Annotated in this window: 18 protein-coding genes, 2 tRNA genes and 2 rRNA genes; 14 read left to right on the top strand and 8 right to left on the bottom strand. The window is 43.8% G+C overall.

Going from position 1 to position 19,517, the window contains the following annotated elements; genetic code table 11:
• Positions 1 to 102 precede the first annotated feature (102 nt).
• From TQ33_RS06165 to TQ33_RS06125, 9 genes are all read left to right on the top strand, one after another.
• Positions 103 to 179, top strand: a tRNA-Ile gene (locus TQ33_RS06165).
• A 96-nt stretch (positions 180 to 275) separates the two neighbouring features.
• A tRNA-Ala gene (locus TQ33_RS06160) sits at positions 276 to 351 on the top strand.
• Positions 352 to 568: 217 nt separating this feature from the next.
• A 23S ribosomal RNA gene (locus TQ33_RS06155) occupies positions 569 to 3,459 on the top strand.
• Positions 3,460 to 3,593: 134 nt separating this feature from the next.
• A 5S ribosomal RNA gene (gene rrf / locus TQ33_RS06150) occupies positions 3,594 to 3,709 on the top strand.
• Positions 3,710 to 3,987: 278 nt separating this feature from the next.
• Positions 3,988 to 4,557, top strand: a complete 570-nt coding sequence (locus TQ33_RS06145; protein WP_046561277.1) for a hypothetical protein — start codon at positions 3,988 to 3,990, stop codon at positions 4,555 to 4,557.
• Positions 4,558 to 4,671: 114 nt separating this feature from the next.
• A complete protein-coding gene (locus tag TQ33_RS06140) occupies positions 4,672 to 5,256 on the top strand; it encodes a hypothetical protein (protein ID WP_046561276.1) in 585 nt (194 codons plus the stop codon).
• 70 nt (positions 5,257 to 5,326) lie between these two features.
• Complete coding sequence (locus tag TQ33_RS06135; RefSeq protein WP_046561275.1) at positions 5,327 to 5,899, top strand: RNA polymerase sigma factor; 573 nt, start codon at positions 5,327 to 5,329, stop codon at positions 5,897 to 5,899.
• A complete protein-coding gene (locus tag TQ33_RS06130) occupies positions 5,892 to 6,410 on the top strand; it encodes a hypothetical protein (protein WP_046561274.1) in 519 nt (172 codons plus the stop codon). Before TQ33_RS06135 ends, TQ33_RS06130 begins: the two co-directional genes overlap by 8 nt.
• 1 nt (position 6,411) lies before the next feature.
• Positions 6,412 to 7,734: a PDZ domain-containing protein gene (locus TQ33_RS06125; RefSeq protein ID WP_046561273.1), complete on the top strand. Its 1,323-nt coding sequence runs from the start codon at positions 6,412 to 6,414 to the stop codon at positions 7,732 to 7,734.
• A 20-nt stretch (positions 7,735 to 7,754) separates the two neighbouring features.
• Here TQ33_RS06125 and hflD read toward each other — a convergent pair whose 3' ends face one another.
• The 4 genes from hflD to TQ33_RS06105 are packed head-to-tail and all read right to left on the bottom strand — an operon-like array spanning position 7,755 to position 10,629.
• Positions 7,755 to 8,369 carry a high frequency lysogenization protein HflD gene (hflD, locus tag TQ33_RS06120; protein WP_046561272.1) on the bottom strand — a complete coding sequence of 205 codons (615 nt, stop codon included), beginning with the start codon at positions 8,367 to 8,369 and terminating at the stop codon, positions 7,755 to 7,757.
• Between the two features lies 1 nt (position 8,370).
• Entirely contained in the window at positions 8,371 to 9,480 is a 1,110-nt protein-coding gene (gene mnmA / locus TQ33_RS06115) for a tRNA 2-thiouridine(34) synthase MnmA (protein WP_046561271.1), read from the bottom strand.
• 6 nt (positions 9,481 to 9,486) lie between these two features.
• Positions 9,487 to 9,984, bottom strand: a complete 498-nt coding sequence (locus TQ33_RS06110; protein ID WP_046561270.1) for an NUDIX hydrolase — start codon at positions 9,982 to 9,984, stop codon at positions 9,487 to 9,489.
• A 36-nt stretch (positions 9,985 to 10,020) separates the two neighbouring features.
• Complete coding sequence (locus tag TQ33_RS06105; RefSeq protein WP_052735223.1) at positions 10,021 to 10,629, bottom strand: pseudouridine synthase; 609 nt, start codon at positions 10,627 to 10,629, stop codon at positions 10,021 to 10,023.
• A gap of 210 nt (positions 10,630 to 10,839) precedes the next feature.
• Between TQ33_RS06105 and TQ33_RS06100 the strand changes: the two genes are divergently transcribed.
• Together TQ33_RS06100 and TQ33_RS06095 are read left to right on the top strand one after the other, a co-directional pair.
• Positions 10,840 to 13,065 carry an NADP-dependent isocitrate dehydrogenase gene (locus TQ33_RS06100; RefSeq protein WP_046561268.1) on the top strand — a complete coding sequence of 742 codons (2,226 nt, stop codon included), beginning with the start codon at positions 10,840 to 10,842 and terminating at the stop codon, positions 13,063 to 13,065.
• Between the two features lie 139 nt (positions 13,066 to 13,204).
• On the top strand, positions 13,205 to 13,885 hold the full coding sequence (locus tag TQ33_RS06095; protein WP_046561267.1) for a nitroreductase family protein: 681 nt from the start codon (positions 13,205 to 13,207) through the stop codon (positions 13,883 to 13,885).
• Positions 13,886 to 13,937: 52 nt separating this feature from the next.
• Here the strand turns inward: TQ33_RS06095 and TQ33_RS06090 are convergent, their stop codons facing one another.
• Positions 13,938 to 14,495 (bottom strand): MarR family winged helix-turn-helix transcriptional regulator, encoded by a 558-nt coding sequence (locus TQ33_RS06090; RefSeq protein WP_046561266.1) that lies wholly within the window; start codon positions 14,493 to 14,495, stop codon positions 13,938 to 13,940.
• 199 nt (positions 14,496 to 14,694) lie between these two features.
• On the opposite strand from TQ33_RS06090, the gene ltaE reads away from it, so the two are divergent.
• Positions 14,695 to 15,702 carry a low-specificity L-threonine aldolase gene (ltaE, locus tag TQ33_RS06085; RefSeq protein ID WP_046561265.1) on the top strand — a complete coding sequence of 336 codons (1,008 nt, stop codon included), beginning with the start codon at positions 14,695 to 14,697 and terminating at the stop codon, positions 15,700 to 15,702.
• On the opposite strand, the gene fabR is transcribed toward ltaE, so the two are convergent.
• Entirely contained in the window at positions 15,695 to 16,330 is a 636-nt protein-coding gene (gene fabR, locus TQ33_RS06080; RefSeq protein WP_046562342.1) for an HTH-type transcriptional repressor FabR, read from the bottom strand. The two genes, ltaE and fabR, sit on opposite strands and share 8 nt — an antisense overlap.
• Positions 16,331 to 16,481: 151 nt before the next feature.
• On the opposite strand from fabR, the gene TQ33_RS06075 reads away from it, so the two are divergent.
• Positions 16,482 to 17,657: an acyl-CoA desaturase gene (locus TQ33_RS06075; protein ID WP_046561264.1), complete on the top strand. Its 1,176-nt coding sequence runs from the start codon at positions 16,482 to 16,484 to the stop codon at positions 17,655 to 17,657.
• A 66-nt stretch (positions 17,658 to 17,723) separates the two neighbouring features.
• On the opposite strand, the gene trxB is transcribed toward TQ33_RS06075, so the two are convergent.
• Positions 17,724 to 18,671, bottom strand: coding sequence for a thioredoxin-disulfide reductase (gene trxB / locus TQ33_RS06070; protein ID WP_046561263.1), 948 nt, complete (start codon positions 18,669 to 18,671; stop codon positions 17,724 to 17,726).
• A gap of 216 nt (positions 18,672 to 18,887) precedes the next feature.
• On the opposite strand from trxB, the gene TQ33_RS06065 reads away from it, so the two are divergent.
• On the top strand, positions 18,888 to 19,067 hold the full coding sequence (locus TQ33_RS06065) for a hypothetical protein (RefSeq protein WP_046561262.1): 180 nt from the start codon (positions 18,888 to 18,890) through the stop codon (positions 19,065 to 19,067).
• A 19-nt stretch (positions 19,068 to 19,086) separates the two neighbouring features.
• On the opposite strand, the gene TQ33_RS06060 is transcribed toward TQ33_RS06065, so the two are convergent.
• Positions 19,087 to 19,515, bottom strand: coding sequence for a DUF1801 domain-containing protein (locus tag TQ33_RS06060; RefSeq protein ID WP_046561261.1), 429 nt, complete (start codon positions 19,513 to 19,515; stop codon positions 19,087 to 19,089).
• Between the last annotated feature and the right edge of the window lie 2 nt (positions 19,516 to 19,517).

The following is a 19,517-nucleotide window of genomic DNA, read 5'->3' as shown; positions in this document are numbered from 1 at the left end:
TGTTCTCATTACATAAGTGTTCACACAAATTGTCTTATTAAAATCATCTGGAATAGTGATCGGTTGTGCAGGCCGTTAGTGTCTGTAACAAGACAGATTTATAGGTCTGTAGCTCAGCTGGTTAGAGCGCACCCCTGATAAGGGTGAGGTCGGCAGTTCAAGTCTGCCCAGACCTACCAAATTGGCTTTATGCTTTGTTAGTTACTTGGTCGTTTATTTTAAATAAACTCCCGCGTAACTGCCGCGCCTAAAGACCAATTGAGCACTAATTAAATGGGGCTATAGCTCAGCTGGGAGAGCGCCTGCCTTGCACGCAGGAGGTCAGCGGTTCGATCCCGCTTAGCTCCACCATTTATTGGTTCACTATGATGCAGTGTTTAGATGTATAAGAAGGCTTATACATCTGGATATTGACCAGAACAAGTTCTTTAACAATTTGGCAGAAGCGAGTAATAAATTTGTAAGCGAATAGTATTCATCATGTTAGAAAACGTAGTTAGTTATCGAAGTCGGATAGCTAGCAATTATGTTTGCTGATTGTATGGTCCTAATATTTTTGGGGTTATATAGTCAAGTGAATAAGAGCATGCGGTGGATGCCTTGGCGACAGAAGGCGATGAAGGACGTAGTAGTCTGCGATAAGCCTCGGGGAGTTGACAACAAACGTTATATCCGAGGATTTCCGAATGGGGAAACCCAGCCAGTACAAGCTGGTTATCTTGCACTGAATACATAGGTGTAAGAGGCGAACGCGGGGAACTGAAACATCTAAGTACCCGTAGGAACAGAAATCAAACGAGATTCCGTTAGTAGCGGCGAGCGAACGCGGATTAGCCCTTAAGCTTCTTTTGAGTTAGTGGAAGTCTCTGGAAAGTGACGCGATACAGGGTGATAGCCCCGTACACGAAAACAACTTAGAAGTGAAATCGAGTAGGTCGGGACACGTGTTATCTTGACTGAATATGGGGGGACCATCCTCCAAGGCTAAATACTCTCTGTCGACCGATAGTGAACCAGTACCGTGAGGGAAAGGCGAAAAGAACCCCTGTGAGGGGAGTGAAATAGACCCTGAAACCGCATGCTTACAAGCAGTGGAAGCCAGATTTAGTCTGGTGACTGCGTACCTTTTGTATAATGGGTCAGCGACTTACTCTTCAGTAGCGAGGTTAACCATTTAGGGGAGCCGTAGGGAAACCGAGTCTTAATAGGGCGTCACAGTTGCTGGAGGTAGACCCGAAACCCGGTGATCTATCCATGGTCAGGTTGAAGGTTGGGTAACACCAACTGGAGGACCGAACCCACTTATGTTGCAAAATGAGGGGATGAACTGTGGATCGGAGTGAAAGGCTAATCAAACCGGGAGATAGCTGGTTCTCCTCGAAATCTATTTAGGTAGAGCCTCGCGTATTACCCTAGGGGGTAGAGCACTGTTAAGGCTAGGGGGTCATCCCGACTTACCAACCCTTTGCAAACTCCGAATACCTAGGAGTACAGCGCGGGAGACACACTGCGGGTGCTAACGTCCGTAGTGGAAAGGGAAACAACCCAGACCGCCAGCTAAGGTCCCAAAGTCATAGCTAAGTGGGAAACGATGTGGAAAGGCTTAGACAGCTAGGAGGTTGGCTTAGAAGCAGCCACCCTTTAAAGAAAGCGTAATAGCTCACTAGTCGAGTCGGTCTGCGCGGAAGATGTAACGGGGCTAAGCTATGCACCGAAGCTGCGGGATACACTATGTGTATCGGTAGAGGAGCGTTCTGTAAGCCGCTGAAGGTGGATTGAGAAGTCTGCTGGAGGTATCAGAAGTGCGAATGCTGACATGAGTAACGTTAATGCGGGTGAAAAACCCGCACGCCGGAAGACCAAGGGTTCCTGTTCGACGTTAATCGGAGCAGGGTGAGTCGGCCCCTAAGGCGAGGCAGAGATGCGTAGTCGATGGGAAACAGGTTAATATTCCTGTACCGGTGTTTATTGTGATGGAGAGACGGAGAAGGCTAGGCCAGCGCGGCGACGGTTGTCCGCGTTTAAGGTGGTAGGCTTGAGACTTAGGTAAATCCGGGTCTCTTTAAGGCCGAGAGCTGATGACGATCGCCCAAGGGCGAGAAGTGGTTGATGCCATGCTTCCAGGAAAATCTTCTAAACTTCAGATAAACACCGACCGTACCCCAAACCAACACTGGTGGTCAGGTAGAGAATACTAAGGCGCTTGAGAGAACTCGGGTGAAGGAACTAGGCAAAATAGCACCGTAACTTCGGGAGAAGGTGCGCCGGCTTTGGTGATGGGACTTGCTCCCTAAGCTGAGGCTGGTCGAAGATACCAGGTGGCTGCGACTGTTTATCAAAAACACAGCACTCTGCAAACACGAAAGTGGACGTATAGGGTGTGACGCCTGCCCGGTGCCGGAAGGTTAATTGATGGGGTTATCTTCGGAGAAGCTCTTGATCGAAGCCCCGGTAAACGGCGGCCGTAACTATAACGGTCCTAAGGTAGCGAAATTCCTTGTCGGGTAAGTTCCGACCTGCACGAATGGCGTAACGACGGCCACACTGTCTCCACCCGAGACTCAGTGAAATTGAACTCGCTGTGAAGATGCAGTGTTCCCGCGGCTAGACGGAAAGACCCCGTGAACCTTTACTACAGCTTCACACTGGACTTAGAACCTGCTTGTGTAGGATAGCTGGGAGACTTTGAAGCATTGTCGCTAGATGATGTGGAGTCGTCCTTGAAATACCAGCCTAGTAGCTTTTGAGTTCTAACTCAGGTCCGTTATCCGGATCGAGGACAGTGTGTGGTGGGTAGTTTGACTGGGGCGGTCTCCTCCCAAAGAGTAACGGAGGAGCACGAAGGTTGGCTAATCATGGTCGGAAATCATGAGGTTAGTGTAATGGCACAAGCCAGCTTAACTGCGAGACAGACACGTCGAGCAGGTACGAAAGTAGGTCATAGTGATCCGGTGGTTCTGAATGGAAGGGCCATCGCTCAACGGATAAAAGGTACTCCGGGGATAACAGGCTGATACTACCCAAGAGTTCATATCGACGGTAGTGTTTGGCACCTCGATGTCGGCTCATCTCATCCTGGGGCTGTAGCCGGTCCCAAGGGTATGGCTGTTCGCCATTTAAAGAGGTACGCGAGCTGGGTTCAGAACGTCGTGAGACAGTTCGGTCCCTATCTGCCGTGGGCGTTTGAGATTTGAGGAGAGCTGCTCCTAGTACGAGAGGACCGGAGTGGACGAACCTCTGGTGTTCCGGTTGTCACGCCAGTGGCATTGCCGGGTAGCTATGTTCGGACAGGATAACCGCTGAAAGCATCTAAGCGGGAAGCCCCCTCCAAGATGAGATCTCACTGAAACTTTAAGTTTCCTGAAGAGCCGTTGTAGACTACGACGTTGATAGGCAAGGTGTGGAAGCGTTGAGAGGCGTTAAGCTAACTTGTACTAATTGCTCGTGAGGCTTGACTATATAACCCCAAGAGTTTTGGGATTATGTAAGTCAGCAAACAAAGAAACAAAGCGTGTTGAATACTGCAACATCTTACAGATTTAAAACTTCTTCTGCCAAATTATAAGACTTAGGTCAATATCCAAACATTTTTGCTTGGCGACCATAGAGAGTTGGAACCACCTGATCCCTTGCCGAACTCAGAAGTGAAACGACTCATCGCCGATGGTAGTGTGGGGCTTCCCCATGTGAGAGTAGGTCATCGCCAAGCGCTTATACTGAAAACCCCAGCCGTTAGGTTGGGGTTTTTTTATGCTTTCAATTTATGACGTTTAACCAGATGTCCTGGATAAAGAACACTTTGAAACAAGCTATTTACTCTTCCCGAGATGAAAAACTTTGCTACCCGTGAATGGGGAAGCACCTATATTCACTTTAATGGGCTGGTGAGGGTGCACACTGAAAGCAAAATCTGGAAGTTAGTTTTTGTCACTCTTCAAGTTCATATTTTGTGTTATATTAAAGTAGGAATTATATGGAGGGTCGTATATGAGTGTGAGTTTGTTAGAGTTATGGTTGCCAATTTTATTAAGCGGCTTATTTGCTTGGATTGCCAGTGCCTTAATTCATATGGTAGTTAAGTATCACAATACCGATTACAAGAAATTGAATGATGAAGGCGGTATTTCTGATGCTATAGACAAGTCTGGTGACGCTGTTGGTTTTTACACACTACCGCACTGCGCCGACTTTAATGAGATGAATGATCCAGCCGTTCAGGCTCGTTTCAAAAAAGGACCTATTGCTATCGTTACCGTTATGGAAAATGGTCTCCCACCTATGGGAAAGCTGTTGACTCAACAGCTGATATTCTTTGTGTTGGGCAGTCTTTTAATGGGGGTTATAGGTTGTTTTGCTTTGACAAAGGGTGCAGTGCCCTCGGAAATTTTTCAATTACTTTTCGTCGTAGGCTTCTTTGGTTTCGGCTGGGCTTCTATACCTTACAGTATATGGTTCGGTCACCCTTGGAAAGTGACCATTAAGTATCTCATTGATGCCATAATATATAGTGTGGTCATAGCGGCAACATTCACATGGCTATGGCCAGCTGCTGTGTAAGAAACTACTACTTCAAGCCCCTGATTCCAGGGGCTTTTTTATTATATTACCTAGACTTTATAGAATACACTGGCTACTATATTTGTGAATTATATCACATTTAGTAGGGGTGTCATGGTGAGAGGTTTCATTACTTGTCTTTTATGTTTTTTTACACTGGGTTGCTCAGATGCATTTTTGCGCGCAATGGATGAGGTTAATGCTGGTATGGGAGGCCAACGAACCTGTTTGAAAGAAGCTGACTATGAAGTTGACTCTTATGATGGTTTTTCTTATAAAACTGGCGGGTTATGTAATGACTGGCAAGGACAGATCCGAAACTATAGCGACTATACCATTCGTTGCACCAACACCATTAATGGCTCTAGAGCCAATACCATATATGCGAAACCTAGAGCTACAACAGAACTCAAGTACATCGGCCATATGTCAGGAAGATTGAAATATAATTGTATGAAATGGGCAAAAAGAGCTGAGGTCTGGAAAGATTATCACCAGAGAGATTATCAAATTCTCCTTAAAGTTGATTCTGGAAAGAACTACATAAGCGTGAAAAACCTTTCTCCGTATAGCCGAAAATGTTTTATTAAGGATAAGAGTGAAAAAGTGCTAGTTCAAAGTGTGATAGGTAACGGTCAAACTCTTCGGTGGATAAAAGCCCCTTCAGGCGATTTTTATACAAATTGTATTGTTACTTAAATAACGCCTACTTTTGTCACATTCGTTAAACTAGACTCGTCTTATATATAAATGGTTAAGTGGAATTACTTTGTCTTTTCATCAGAATTGTCCAAAGAAGGTCATCAACAAAGCTCAACAAGGAGATAAGTTTGCCTTAACGCAAATTTATGATCTTTATAAGGGGCCCATTTTCCACTTAGCGTTTCAGATGTTGCGAGACGAACATAGAGCCAATGATGTGTTACAGACGGTTATGTTAAAAGTCATTAACTCAATTAAAGACTTGTCTAATATTAAAACTTTTAATGGTTGGATAAAGAGAATCACTTACAATACTGTCATAGATATTATTAGAGCTAATAAAAAACTTGTCGATATCAGTCATGAGTCTGAATTTGAGTATTCGGAGGACGACATCCTCGGTAGCCTTAATAGTCCCAGCTGGGACTTGGAGCAGTTCTTAAGCATCTTAAACGAAAGAGAACGCCTTGTTGTCTGGCTTTATGCAGTTGAGGGACTTAGTCACTCAGAAGTTGCAGAAACTATTGCGATTAGTGAACAAAACTCACGAATCATATTTAGTCGAGCAATGAAAAGCTTAAAGTCTTTAGCCCAAGACCCACGTTATAGTGGTCAGCAAGTGGGAGAGCCGCATGAATGAACATGATGATTCTTTAATTCGAGAAAAAATTAGTGTCTCTGCAAAAAGCTTGGAAGTTAAGCAACCGTCAACGGATCAAGACCGTATTTTTCAACGTAACCTAGATGACTATTGTGAGGAGGCGAGAGGTCCGTTAGGAATAAAACTCTCTCGTTGGTTAATTGCGGCAACAGTAGTCCTGTCTATTGGTATCGCCTCTATTTTTAATGGTTATTCAATTAACGAGTCAGCGACAGGGAAGCAAGAGCTGTCCGAGTTAATTGCTTCTTCGAATAAACTTGAGAAGCAGTTGGCGATGTATGATGAGTATAGTCTTGATGCAAAACAATTTGCAGCTTTTATAAGGTTACGCTTAGAAGTCGAACTGATTGATGAGAAGCTCAATCAGTATTACATAAGCAACAATGGAAACTTTAACTCTGAGGTCAATTCATTGTGGAGACAAAGAGTTAATGCCGTTAAAAGCCTTAAGTCGATTTACGAGTCAGAAACGCTTGTAGCTAGGATTTAGTATGAAGAGTGCCATTAAAGCAGCTTTTTATTTACTCACGTTGATTATAGTTGCTAATAGTCATGCGGGAACACTTAAAAACGACAAAAGCGAGCAATTATTAAATGATATACGTGAGGACATATCAGGGACATTAAATAGTATCGCAGAAATCGAGTCTCAAGGGGACTGGACTGTTTATTTATCACAAACTGATGGAAGACTTGTGCGAATGGGTATGGTTATTGAGCCTTCAACCGACACTGTTCTATCCGTAGCAGCAGATGGTGCTGCAAAATCCATGGGGTTATTGGCAGGAGATGTGATAACCAGTATTAAAGTTAATGGAAAAAGTTTTGACAAGAACCTTTCCTCCGCCCAGTTTACTCACGGCGATGAACTTGAAATTATAATTTTGAGAAATGGGGATATGTTCACTTTTGCTCAACAGATAGAGTCCAGTTTTGTACCAAAGTGGCAGCTTTACTCTTCAACTCAAGATTCTTTAGGAACGACAATAAAAACGACCAGTTCAAAGCGACTTTCAATGAACCTTCAATCTCAACAGTCTATTGCTCTACTTCAAAAACTAAAAGGGCGTATTAACTATATGCTCAGCGAGATATATAAGCTAGAGTCACGAGAGGGAAACGTACTTGATCTTGATTTGAGCAAAGTAGCTCGAGTTAGCACTGAGCTTGGAGTTACGGTCGATAGTAATAACAAAGTTTTAAGTGTGAAAAAAAATAGTAATGCAAAAAAAGTGGGTGTTCAAATAGGAGATATTATCGAGGGCATTAGTCTTAATGAAGACTCTCAGTTTAGTAATAAACTGACATCGGTCAAATTAAAGCCTGGCGATAACTTTAAATTAGATGTATTAAGAGGAGGCCGCCGTGCCTTGCTTAGGGGTACTATAATACCAATCGTTAACCCTAGCTGGAGTATGAGCGTAAAGGAAAGACCTGAATATAACGAAGGAGATTGCGGAACCATTACAACGATTTATGATCCGCCTGCTTCTTGGTTTTTATTTACAGCGCGCATTGCAAAAATTAATGGGGACAGGGTTATTGGAAGTGGTTTGTCATACACGCTTCGCGCAGGAATGAATCAGTTGAAAATTTTTGAGGAGATACCAGTCTCTGAAACGGGATTCTCGTTATCAAAGAGTTACCGAGCATACCCAAGAAGTAAAACCATTAACTTTTATGTAAAACCAAATAAGAAGTACTATTTGGGGAGTAAGTTGATAAAGTCTAAAAGGCAAAAAACTCGAAATGGTGAGTATTGGGAACCCTATGTTTGGAAAGTTGAGGATTATGAGTGCTCTTTAGATGAATGAGCACTCATGCAGTCGTTAAGTTAAGCTAAAAAAGCTTTAGCAGTATCAATGATCTTGGCTTTAGAGAATAAAAAATGACGCTTTTTACCACCAACTTGGTGCCAAAGAACAGCACTTCTTATGGCCGAAAGTAGTAGAGCTCGAATTTTTGATTGATTCGCAGCTTGCTGCAAATATTGACTGTTTCCAGTCACTTGAACTTTTGTCGGATAAGTCGAAATGGTGTCTTTATAAATATGAGCAAGTTGCTCGATTAAATCCTGATCAATTTTTTCCTGATATTCATACATTCTCTTGGCCTGAGTTATTCTAGAAGCCATGACTTTCTGCATATTGCTATCATTTGAGAAGCGCTTTTGTAAGCTCAAGACGCTAACGAGGTAACGACTTAAGTCAGCATCCGTTTTCGGTCCTGACAATAAGTCGATTAAAATGTTCAAACCAGTCGTTAAGTATTTGTGGCTATTATAAATGGATTCAGTACTATCTGACTCTGTTATCAGCAAACTCTCAAGCATCACTTCCACATCGACTTGATCTGCTTGTCCATCTTTGGAAATATCCTTTACGCAACTAATTGCCTGACAAATGCCAGCCAAGGCTATTACTGAATCTGAAAAATTATAGTGTGTCATATTATCGTTGAGTGCTTTCTATGATACCGCCACCAAGGCAGATATCGTCATCATAAAATACTATGGATTGGCCAGGCGTGACAGCGCGTTGAGGCTCATCAAACGCTACCAGCCATTCTTCATCGCTTACGCGGCTAACTTTACACTGTACATCTTCTTGCCTGTAGCGGGTTTTGGCGGTGCAACGAAATTCATTCGCAGGGGGCTCTTTGGCGACCCAGTCTAGCTGCTTAGCATTAAGCGACTGACTCATTAAAAGAGGGTGGTCATGCCCTTGAACGGCGATTAATACGTTACGCTCTAAATCTTTTTCGGCGGCAAACCAAGGAATTTCTGGTGCGTCTTTAAGACCACCGACACCAAGCCCTTTTCGTTGACCTAAGGTATGATACATCAAGCCGTTATGCTGACCAATAACGTCACCTTCTGGTGTTTCAATATTACCGGGTTGAGCAGGTAAATACTGTTGAAGAAAATCTGTGAACTTACGCTCACCAATGAAGCAGATACCGGTACTGTCTTTCTTCTCAGCCGTTACTAAGTCCTGCTCTTCTGCTAGACGCCTAACCTCAGGCTTTTCTAACTCTCCGACTGGGAATAGGGTTTTGGCGATTTGTTCATGTCCTACAGCATAAAGGAAGTAGGACTGATCTTTATTGTTATCTAACCCTCGTAGCAGTGTTGCTTTGCCGTCTTTTTCACCACGACGAACATAATGTCCGGTAGCGATATAGTCAGCGCCTAGTAACGTCGCGTAATCAAGAAATGCCTTAAATTTAATTTCTTTGTTACACATAATATCGGGGTTAGGCGTTCGACCGGCTTTGTATTCGGCTAAGAAGTGCTCAAAGACATTATCCCAGTACTCAGCCGCAAAGTTGATGGTTCGAAGTTTAATACCAATTTTATCGCAGACCGCTTGGGCATCTGCCAAATCTTCGGCAGCCGAGCAGTACTCAGTATCATCGTCTTCTTCCCAATTTTTCATGAACAGGCCTTCAACTTGATAGCCTTGCTCTTTTAATAGGTAAGCAGAAACTGATGAATCTACACCGCCGGACATACCCACGATAACTTTTGTTTCTTCAGGTGCTTTTGTGTCTGTAGTCATATATCTCTATAGATGGTCGTGCAAAAAGTTTAAACTTTGTTGCTGTAATAAGTCTTCGTCACCACTGTAATGTAAAGCATCCAGCGGGTAGCGGTAACCGCTTAGGTAATCCTGTAAACACTTTACAATTAATCCGCTGCGGTGTGCATTTAGGCAACCCACAATTTCTTCTAAGGTCATCCAATGCGCAGCAATAATATCGGGGTCTTGTGGTGCAGTTTCAAGGCTACCATTAACCGAGCCAGTAAAGCAGAAGCGCTGATAATAATTGCCGTTCCCTGCAGGGTTTAATGTGTATATTCCAACTAACCCTTCAGGCTCAAAGTCTAATCCAGTTTCTTCTTTGACTTCACGTATGACGGCTTGTTCAATACTTTCATCTGGATCGAGGTGTCCTGCTGGCTGGTTAAAAGCAATACCACCGTTTGAGGTATGCTCTTCAACCATTAGAAATTTGCCATGAGACTCAATAACGGCGGCAACGGTTACATGGATTGGTAACATAGGGGGTACCTGATGAGATTAAGCGCGTATCATAGCTTATTTACGGCTTTTACTGAACCTTTTGCTGGGTTTATGTGGGGACTTAAAGGCAGACGCTTTAGGGGCTTCGACATCGATGACCTTGTATTCACCTGGAGCTAACCCCTCCAAACCCCAAGGCCCGATTTGGGCTCTTATTAACCGCAAAGTCGGGAAGCCGATAGCTGCGGTCATGCGTCTGACTTGCCTGTTTTTTCCTTCTTTAAGGGTGAGCTCTAACCAAGTGTCAGGCACGTTTTTGCGCTCTCGCACCGGCGGGTCTCTACGCCAAACGTTGGGTTCTTTTATTATTTTCACTTTAGCTGGCTTTGTGGTGTATTTTTGGATTTCCACGCCGTGGCGCAAGGGCTCCAGATCCTTTTCGTTAGGGGCACCCTCAACTTGAACCCAGTAGGTTTTCGCCATTTTCTTTTTAGGGTTAGCGATTTGGTGTTGCAGTTGTCCATCGTCAGTTAATAACAGTAATCCTTCGGAGTCTTTATCTAATCGTCCAGCAGGGTAGACTTTAGGGATGTCCATGTAGTCTGCCAAGGTTGAATCTCCCGGCTCGCCTGTGAATTGACACAAGGTATTAAACGGCTTGTTAAATAAAACCAACTGGCTCATGATTGTTCGAAAATTATACAGTTTTACAGTGTGCATGCATTGTAACGACTTATGCTGACATTTTCATACTTATTGTGTTTAAACTTTAATCTATTGAGCATGCAGGAGTTTTTGTTTTCGCGTATAATGTCGCGCACTTCATTCATAAAGGTAATGCCAATAGAGGGCTTACCGTAATCAGTTTGGATTGCAAAGACCTTAGGAAACTGTATGACAACATCAAAGATTATTTATACTCACACTGATGAAGCGCCAGCATTGGCGACTAAGTCATTCTTGCCAATTATTGAAGCTTTCACTCAAGCCGCTGGCATCAGTGTCGAAACTAGTGATATTTCCCTCGCTGGTCGTGTTATCGCTAATTTCCCAGAATACTTGAAAGAAGAGCAGCGTATTCCAGATGCTTTGGCACAACTTGGCGAAATGGTTAAAAAACCTGACGCGAATATTATCAAGTTACCAAACATTAGCGCCTCTATCCCGCAGTTGAAAGCAACGATAAAAGAGTTGCAAGATAAAGGCTACGCATTACCAGATTACCCAGACAGTCCTTCAACGGACATAGAGCGTGATATTCGCTCTCGCTATGACAAGATTAAAGGTAGTGCGGTAAATCCTGTTTTACGTGAAGGTAACTCTGATCGTCGTGCACCTAAAGCAGTTAAAAACTTTGCTAAGAAAAACCCACACAAAATGGGTGCTTGGTCTGCTGACTCAAAATCACATGTCTCTAGCATGACGTCAGGTGACTTCCGCTCGAATGAGAAGTCGATAACTTTAGACGCAGCGACTGACGTTAAGATTGAGTTTGTTGCTGAAAATGGTGACGTGACTGAACTAAAGCCCGCTTTCCCATTACAAGCAGGTGAAGTGATTGATTCATCGGTTATGAGCAAAAAAGCTCTAGTGAGCTTCTTGGAAGAACAAGTTGCTGATGCTAAAGAGCAAGACGTCTTATTCTCGCTACACATGAAAGCGACCATGATGAAGGTTTCGGACCCAATCATTTTCGGCCATGGCGTTAAAGTATTCTTCAAAGATGTGTTCGCAAAGCATGCGCCAGCGCTAGAGCAAGCGGGCGTTAATGTTAATAATGGTTTTGGTAATTTAATCAGTAGCTTAGATAAAATTCCTCAGGATGTGCGTGAAGCGATTGAAGCGGATATTAAAGCTGTTTATGAGCAAAACCCAGAGCTAGCGATGGTAGATTCTGATAACGGAATTACCAACCTTCATGTTCCAAGTGATGTGATTATTGATGCTTCAATGCCTGCAATGATCCGTAATTCGGGTCAAATGTGGGGGCCTGATGGTGGCACGAAAGACACTAAAGCCGTTATTCCAGACAGCAGTTATTCTGGCGTTTATAAGGCAACTATCGACTTCTGTAAAGAACATGGCGCCTTTGACCCAACGACGATGGGTACTGTTCCAAACGTTGGTCTAATGGCGCAAAAAGCGGAAGAGTATGGTTCACACGACAAAACATTTGAAATGGCCGGTGATGGCTCGGTTCGTGTGGTAGATGCTTCAGGTAATACCTTGCTTGAGCACAAGGTTGAAGAAGGCGATATCTGGAGAATGTGCCAGGTAAAAGATGCGCCGATTCAAGACTGGGTAAAACTCGCAGTAAACCGTGCTCGTTTATCGAATACTCCTGCGGTGTTCTGGTTAGACAAAGATCGTGCCCATGATGCAGAGTTGATCAAGAAAGTAGAAACATACTTGAAAGATCATGATACCGATGGCTTAGAGTTGCATATTCTAGCGCCAATTGAAGCGACCGAGTTTACATTAAAGCGCGTCAAAGAAGGTAAAGACACAATCTCTGTTACGGGTAACGTACTACGTGATTACTTAACTGACTTGTTCCCGATTCTTGAGCTGGGTACGAGTGCTAAGATGCTTTCGATAGTTCCTTTAATGAACGGCGGTGGCTTGTTCGAAACGGGCGCTGGTGGCTCTGCACCAAAGCACGTTCAACAATTCGTTAAAGAAAACCATTTGCGTTGGGACTCGCTGGGTGAGTTCCTAGCTTTAGGCGTATCGCTTGAGCACATGGCTGAAAAAAATGGCAATAAGAAAGCACAAGTGCTCGCGGATACTCTTGATGTAGCTACAGAAGCTTTGTTGCTTAATGGTAAATCCCCATCACGTAAAGTGAATGAGCTTGATAACCGTGGTAGCCACTTCTATTTAGCAATGTATTGGGCGCAGGAGCTTACTAAGCAAGATCAAGATGCTGAACTTAAGTCTCAATTCGCTCGGATTGCTGAAGAGTTGACCAGCAAAGAGCAAGCTATTGTTGAAGAGCTAAATGGCGTTCAAGGCCAAGCAATGGACATCGGTGGTTACTATTCACCCGATGACAAGCTAGCTTCGGATGCTATGCGTCCTAGTGATATTTTGAACGAAGCGCTGAAGCTTATCGATTAATATCAGTTAGCTTTTAAGAAGGGCGCCGTTTGGCGCCTTTTTTATTGGTTGGATATAACTCCCGTCCTGCTTTATATTGTTGCAATTGCATAAATAACTGATAGTATTTGTTTACTAGAAGAAATAAGAGAGAGACAAGATGCAGGAACACGACAATATTATCCTACCTGATTATAAAGAGTACCCACCGGAAGAGATGAAGGCTCGCTCTAAACAGTTTTATGATGAAATTAAGCGTCGTCATACCGTTCGAGAGTTTTCCGAGAAGCCTGTACCGAGAGAAATCATTGAGAATTGCCTTAAGGCTGCTGGGACAGCTCCTAGTGGTGCCAATCATCAACCGTGGTTTTTTAGTGTCATTGGCAGTTCTGAGGCTAAAAAAGAGGTGAGAGTTCATGCTGAAAAGGAAGAGCGAGCTTTTTATGATGATGGAAAAGGTGGTGAAGTTTGGCTTGATGCATTAAAGCCCTTGGGGACTGACTCACATAAGCCGTATTTAGAAACAGCACCTTGGTTGATCGCTATTTTTGCTCAGCGTAAAGGTGGGCTTCACGCAGGAGAGCAACGAAAGAATTATTATGTGCCGGAGTCGGTTGGAATTGCTACGGGGTTTTTGATTAATGCATTGCACTCCAGTGGTCTTGCGACGCTTACGCACACACCTAAACCGATGGGTTTTTTGAATACTATTTGTGATCGCCCAAAGTCTGAACGCCCCTACATTCTTTTGGTCACGGGCTATCCTGCAGAAGGTGCGACGATACCAGTACACGCAACTATCAAGAAGCCATTAGAAGACATCGCTGAATTTATTGAGTGACTGCTTTTTAGGCTGGGGTATGAGGTGTTAAAGGTTGGACTAAACGTTAAGCTTAGTCCAATTTATTGTACCAGCGAATAATTTCTTTTTGATCACCCGAAATCTCGTGGCCGGCATCTTGCTCGTTGAGGGCGTGCTGAGCCAGCAACTCCACCGCTTGTAGCTCAAGTTTTTTTAAGTTGTCCGTTAATGTTTGACGCTGCTTTGGTGTTAAGAACGATGCCAGCTGTTCGTCACGCTGCTGTAGGCTATCGGTGACTTGCTGATATAGCTCTTGGCCCTTGTCGGTAAGGTAGAGTAGTTTTTCTTTTTTGTTATTTGGTAAAGAGCGCTTATCTATTAGCTTCTTGCCGAGCAGGGTTTTCACGCCACGACTCACTGTGTAGCTATCGAGCTTTGTCTGGAAAGCGATCTGAGCGGCTGAAACCGGCGAGTAGGTGCCGACATTGAGCAAAACACGAAGCTCCCTAGAGCCAAGGTCGGTAATTTTGCGTATGGCTATATCTCGACCTAATTGTAAGATGTTGCTGATGACTGCAATGCGGTAGGGCAGGTGGTCATCTAGCTCATACGGTGTTTTTTGTTCAGTATCTGTTGGTGGCGATTTCATATTATGGTGATTTCTTTTTATGTTCTGTCATTGTAACTCAATTGTTTTTATTAGAGAAATCTAACATAGACGTTTGAATAAAGTCACTTTTTGATTTCAGCTTTTAAATGTCGCTAGAGTCAATTATAGTCAGACCATCTTTTAAAGGTTTTAAGCAAATAGAACCATTTCAACCTAACTATAACAACAAGAGGCAATCATGATTGATTTACGAAGTGATACTGTGACTCAACCCACTGAAGCAATGCGCAAAGTTATGGCTAAGGCCGCGGTTGGCGATGACGTGTTTCATGATGATCCTACGGTAAACCGGTTGGAGGCCTTGATGGCAGAAATGTCAGGAAAGGCTGATGCCTTGTTTGTTCCTTCTGGAACCATGTCGAATTTGGTTGGTTTGTTAGCGCACTGTCAACGCGGTGAAGAATACATCGTAGGGCAAGATTATCACACCTATCTTTATGAAGCGGGCGGGGCGCCGGTATTAGGTAGCATAGTGCCTCAACCCGTTCCAGTTGAGCCTAATGGCACTTTGGATTTGAATAAAGTGGCCGCTGTTATAAAAAAAGACGACTATCACTTCGCACGAACCAAGCTGTTGTGTTTAGAGAATACCCATAACGGTAAAGGGATCCCCCTTGACTATATGCAACAAGCATATGACTTTGCTCAGTCAAAAGGGTTAGGCTTACACCTGGATGGTGCTAGAGCCTTTAATGCCACGGTGGCTCTCGGCTGTGAGTTAACAGACTTGGCTCAATACGCTGACTCAGTTTCAATATGCTTATCAAAGGGCTTAGGTGCACCAGTGGGCTCAGTATTATGTGGCGATAAAGATACCATTAAGTGGGCGCGTCGCTGGAGGAAAATGGTGGGTGGTGGTATGCGTCAAGCGGGCGTGCTGGCCGCTGCTGGTATTTATGCGTTAGAGAACCATGTGGAGCGCCTTGCTAAAGACCATGCCAAAGCTAAAATATTGGCCGATCGTTTGGAGCAATATGATGCTTTATCGGTAAAGCCTGATTTGGTACAGACTAATATGGTCTTTATTAAAACTACAGCAGACACTGCACAAGGACTTGCGAATTACTTAGCACAAAAGGGCGTGCGGATTATAGCTGGGGAAACGATGCGCTGGGTAATGCACTTAGACGTTACCAGTGAACAACTTAATTATGTCTGTCAGCAAGTCGAAGAGTACTTTAGTTAGCGTCGACGGTTCCTTGCTGTGAACCACCAAAGTGTACGGCTTTTGCACCATAAGTGATATAGCGCAACTGCATGGTCGTGCGCTCTTTAAGCGCGCTACGTTCAGCGGGCTCTAAATCCAACGCCTCCGCGCCTGCGTTAAATACTAGAGTGACTAACCCCTCTGCTAACGTAAAAGCTTGATCGTCCGTGTACCCCGACTCTTGAGCTAGATAGTCACTTAACTCTTCTTTAAAGTGTGTTATCTCACGCGCGACGGCTTCACGAAAAGCCGGTGAAATCCCGGTTCTTTCACGAAGCAGTAACCTAAAGATGTTAGGATTTTTCTCAACAAACTCCATGAAAGTGTCGACTGATGTCTGAATCACGCTTCCGTTGAGTTCAATGCGACTGCGTGCTTTACGCATCAGTTTTCGCAAGGTTACGCCGGATTCATCAACCAGCGTTAAGCCCAGCGCTTCCATGTCGTCGAAGTGACGATAGAAAGAGGTTGGAGCAATGCCTGCTTCGCGTGCGACCTCGCGTAGGCTCATGCTTGAAAAGCTATGGTCGGCTGATAAATGGGCAAAAGCCGCTTCAATAATAGCTTGACGAGTTTTCTCTTTCTGTAGTGCGCGAGTGCCAGACATCATGTAGTATTTATAGGTGCAGAGTATTCCTAGTATAGAAAACAATGGCTTAAGTGTACAGCTGTACGCTGGATTGCAAAAGCTCTGATCTATCGTTATACTGTGCTCAGTTTTAGCGTACAAGTGTACGCTGTAGTAAAGAGGTAAGTAAATGTCAGTATCAAAATCGGTTTCTGAACAGCAACCGAATCAGCAACCTACGCAAGAAGGCCGTCCTATTTGGACGAATATCATTTTCTTTGGCTTAAGTTTTCTAATCGCAGTAACCGTCGTACCTTGGTATGGTTTCGAATATGGTTTCCACTGGTCTACATGGCTGTGGGCTACAGGACTTTGGCTATTTTCAAGTACATCTATTTCTATGGGTTACCATAGATTATGGTCACACCGAGCCTATGAAGCGAATGGCTTGTTACGTGGATTTTTAGCGTTTGGTGGCTGTTTAGCTTTACAGAATAGTGCTTTGCACTGGGCTTCGGATCATCGTATACATCATAAACATGTTGATCATGATGAGAAAGACCCTTACTCAGCGAGCTTAGGCTTTTGGCACTCACACATTGGGTGGATTTTAAAACGCCGCAACGAGGCGCGTTATGATGAGCAATACGACCGTTGCCCAGATTTAAAGCGTGATCCTATCGTAATGTTTCAACATAAGTATTATTGGATTTTAAGTGTCGCGCTGAATGTTTTGATCCCTGCGATTTTAGGACTTGCATACGGCATGTTCTGGGAGATGATGTTAGTAGCGGGTGTGTTCCGCTTAGTATGGTCACATCACCTAACGTTCTTTATTAACTCGCTAGCTCACATTTGGGGCTCACGTCCTTATACTGAAGAAAATTCAGCGCGTGACAATTTTGTCCTTGCCGTTTTAACGGGTGGAGAGGGTTATCACAACTACCACCACAAGTTTCAGTATGATTATCGCAACGGCATTAGCTGGTGGCACTTTGACCCATCAAAATGGTGGATTAAAGCCTTTAGCTGGGTTGGTATCACAAAGAATTTGAAAGTTGTACCAAAAGATAAAATTGAGCGTGCGAAAGCTCAAACGTTACTACTCAAGGCAAAAGAGAAAACAGCTCACTTGCCGAACGCTGAAGAAATTATGCAAAAGCTACACGATGAATATGACAAGCTGGTGCTTAATATGACTGAGTTCTATGAAGCCAAGAAAGCTTGGGTTGAAGCTAAAAAAGCTGATATTGCTCATGAGATTGCAGAAGAGAAGAAGCACCTTATCGAAAACTATGAGCAGTTCAAACTTAAGTTAGAAGAGCAAAAACTTAGCTGGATGAAATTGGCCAAGCAATACGCTTAATAGCTTGTTTTATTAAGTCATAAAAAAGCCCAGCGTTTGCTGGGCTTTTTACATTACGGATTCAGCTTACTGGTCAAGAAACTTTTCAGCATCTAGCGCGGCCATACAGCCGGTACCGGCAGAGGTCACTGCTTGGCGATAGACGTTATCTGAAACATCGCCCGCGGCGAATACACCTTCAACAGACGTAGCCGTTGCATTACCTTTTAAGCCACTTTGTACCTGAATATAACCATCTTTCATTTCAAGCTGACCTTCAAAAATATCGGTATTTGGCTTGTGACCAATGGCGATGAAAACGCCTTGTAATTCTAGCTCTTCAATGGAATCGTCTTTAGTGCTTTTCATGCGTAGGCCGGTAACACCCATGTCATCGCCGACAACTTCTTCCAAGGTGCGGTGCCAGTGTAATACGACATTACCGTTTTCAGCTTTCTCGAAAAGCTTGTCTTGTAGAATTTTTTCTGCACGCAACTCATCCCGACGGTGAATCAAGTGAACTTCGCTGGCTAGGTTAGACAAGTACAGTGCTTCTTCGACTGCCGTATTACCACCACCAACGACGGCAACTTTTTGGTTCTTATAGAAGAAACCGTCGCAAGTTGCGCAAGCTGAAACCCCTTTACCCATGAATGCTTCTTCAGAAGGAAGGCCAAGGTATTTAGCAGAAGCACCTGTACAAATAATTAAAGCGTCACAGGTATAAGTACCGCTATCGCCTTTTAAAGTGTAAGGCTTGTTCTTTAGGTCCACTTCATTGATGTGGTCAAAGATCATCTCCGTCCCGAAGCGCTCAGCGTGCTTTTGCATGCGAATCATCAAGTCAGGCCCTTGAACACCTTCGTTATCGCCAGGCCAGTTATCAACGTCAGTGGTTGTGGTTAGCTGACCACCTTGCTGTAGGCCTGTGATGATGGCTGGTTCGAGGTTCGCACGTGCTGCGTAAACAGCGGCACTGTATCCTGCTGGACCAGAACCAAGAATTAAGCACTTTATATGGCGCGTATCGCTCATAGGTCGTTATCTCCGAAGTTCTAAAATATTTATGACAATTTGGGCTAAATTGTAGGTATTTGTTAGCAATAAATAAACCTTTAATTGATTACCATACTCTATGGAGTCATAGAGGAGGGAGTTCAAGGTTGTTAAAATGTAAATTAATGCATATATGCATTGCCCTTGATGCAAATTAGAGTTATTCTAAATCTACACCAGATATTTGTGCGAATTATGAACAACGATACGTTTGACAAGAGCTATGAAACGGATAAAGACATCGATGAAGTGATCCAACAGGTTGCGAATGATGCCTCTTTATACGGATTGGACGCGGAAAAAGTCAAAGAAATTTGGTTCGATGCTTTATTGCGCCAAGTTGCGGATAATGAACTTGAGCGTAAAGCACACTAGCTTCTAATTCTTTCAGGCATCAGCATCCAGACTGATGCTTCGCCGTATATTGCGCTGATTTCTTAATAATATCCTCTAAAACCGATGTATCAACGTCCGCTAGTTTATTAATGTATAAGCAGGCTTTACTGGTTTTATGCTTACCTAGCTTTTTCAGTAGTTCTGGGTATTGGTTGATACCTGCCATAATATAAAGCGTTAGGTTTTGTTTCCTGGGCGAAAAGCCCACTAAAAACCAGTCACCCTCACGCCCACTGGCGTACTTATACCGGTAATCTCCAAAGCCGATAATGCTATCTCCCCACATTTTAGGCTCTAAGCCAGTTTGCGCTTTCATCATTTCCAGAATAGCGAAGCTATCAGTGCGCTTTTGCTTATGCTCGACTTGATTTAAAAAATCTGTGACCGACTGCTGTGTAGGTTTGGTTTTGTTGTCTGCTTTAGCCATAC

The organism is Kangiella geojedonensis, from assembly GCF_000981765.1.
In the GTDB taxonomy this organism is placed as follows: Bacteria; Pseudomonadota; Gammaproteobacteria; order Enterobacterales; family Kangiellaceae; genus Kangiella; species Kangiella geojedonensis.
The sequence above is the reverse complement of the archived record's forward strand: the minus strand, read 5'-3'. Positions and strand labels throughout refer to the sequence as shown.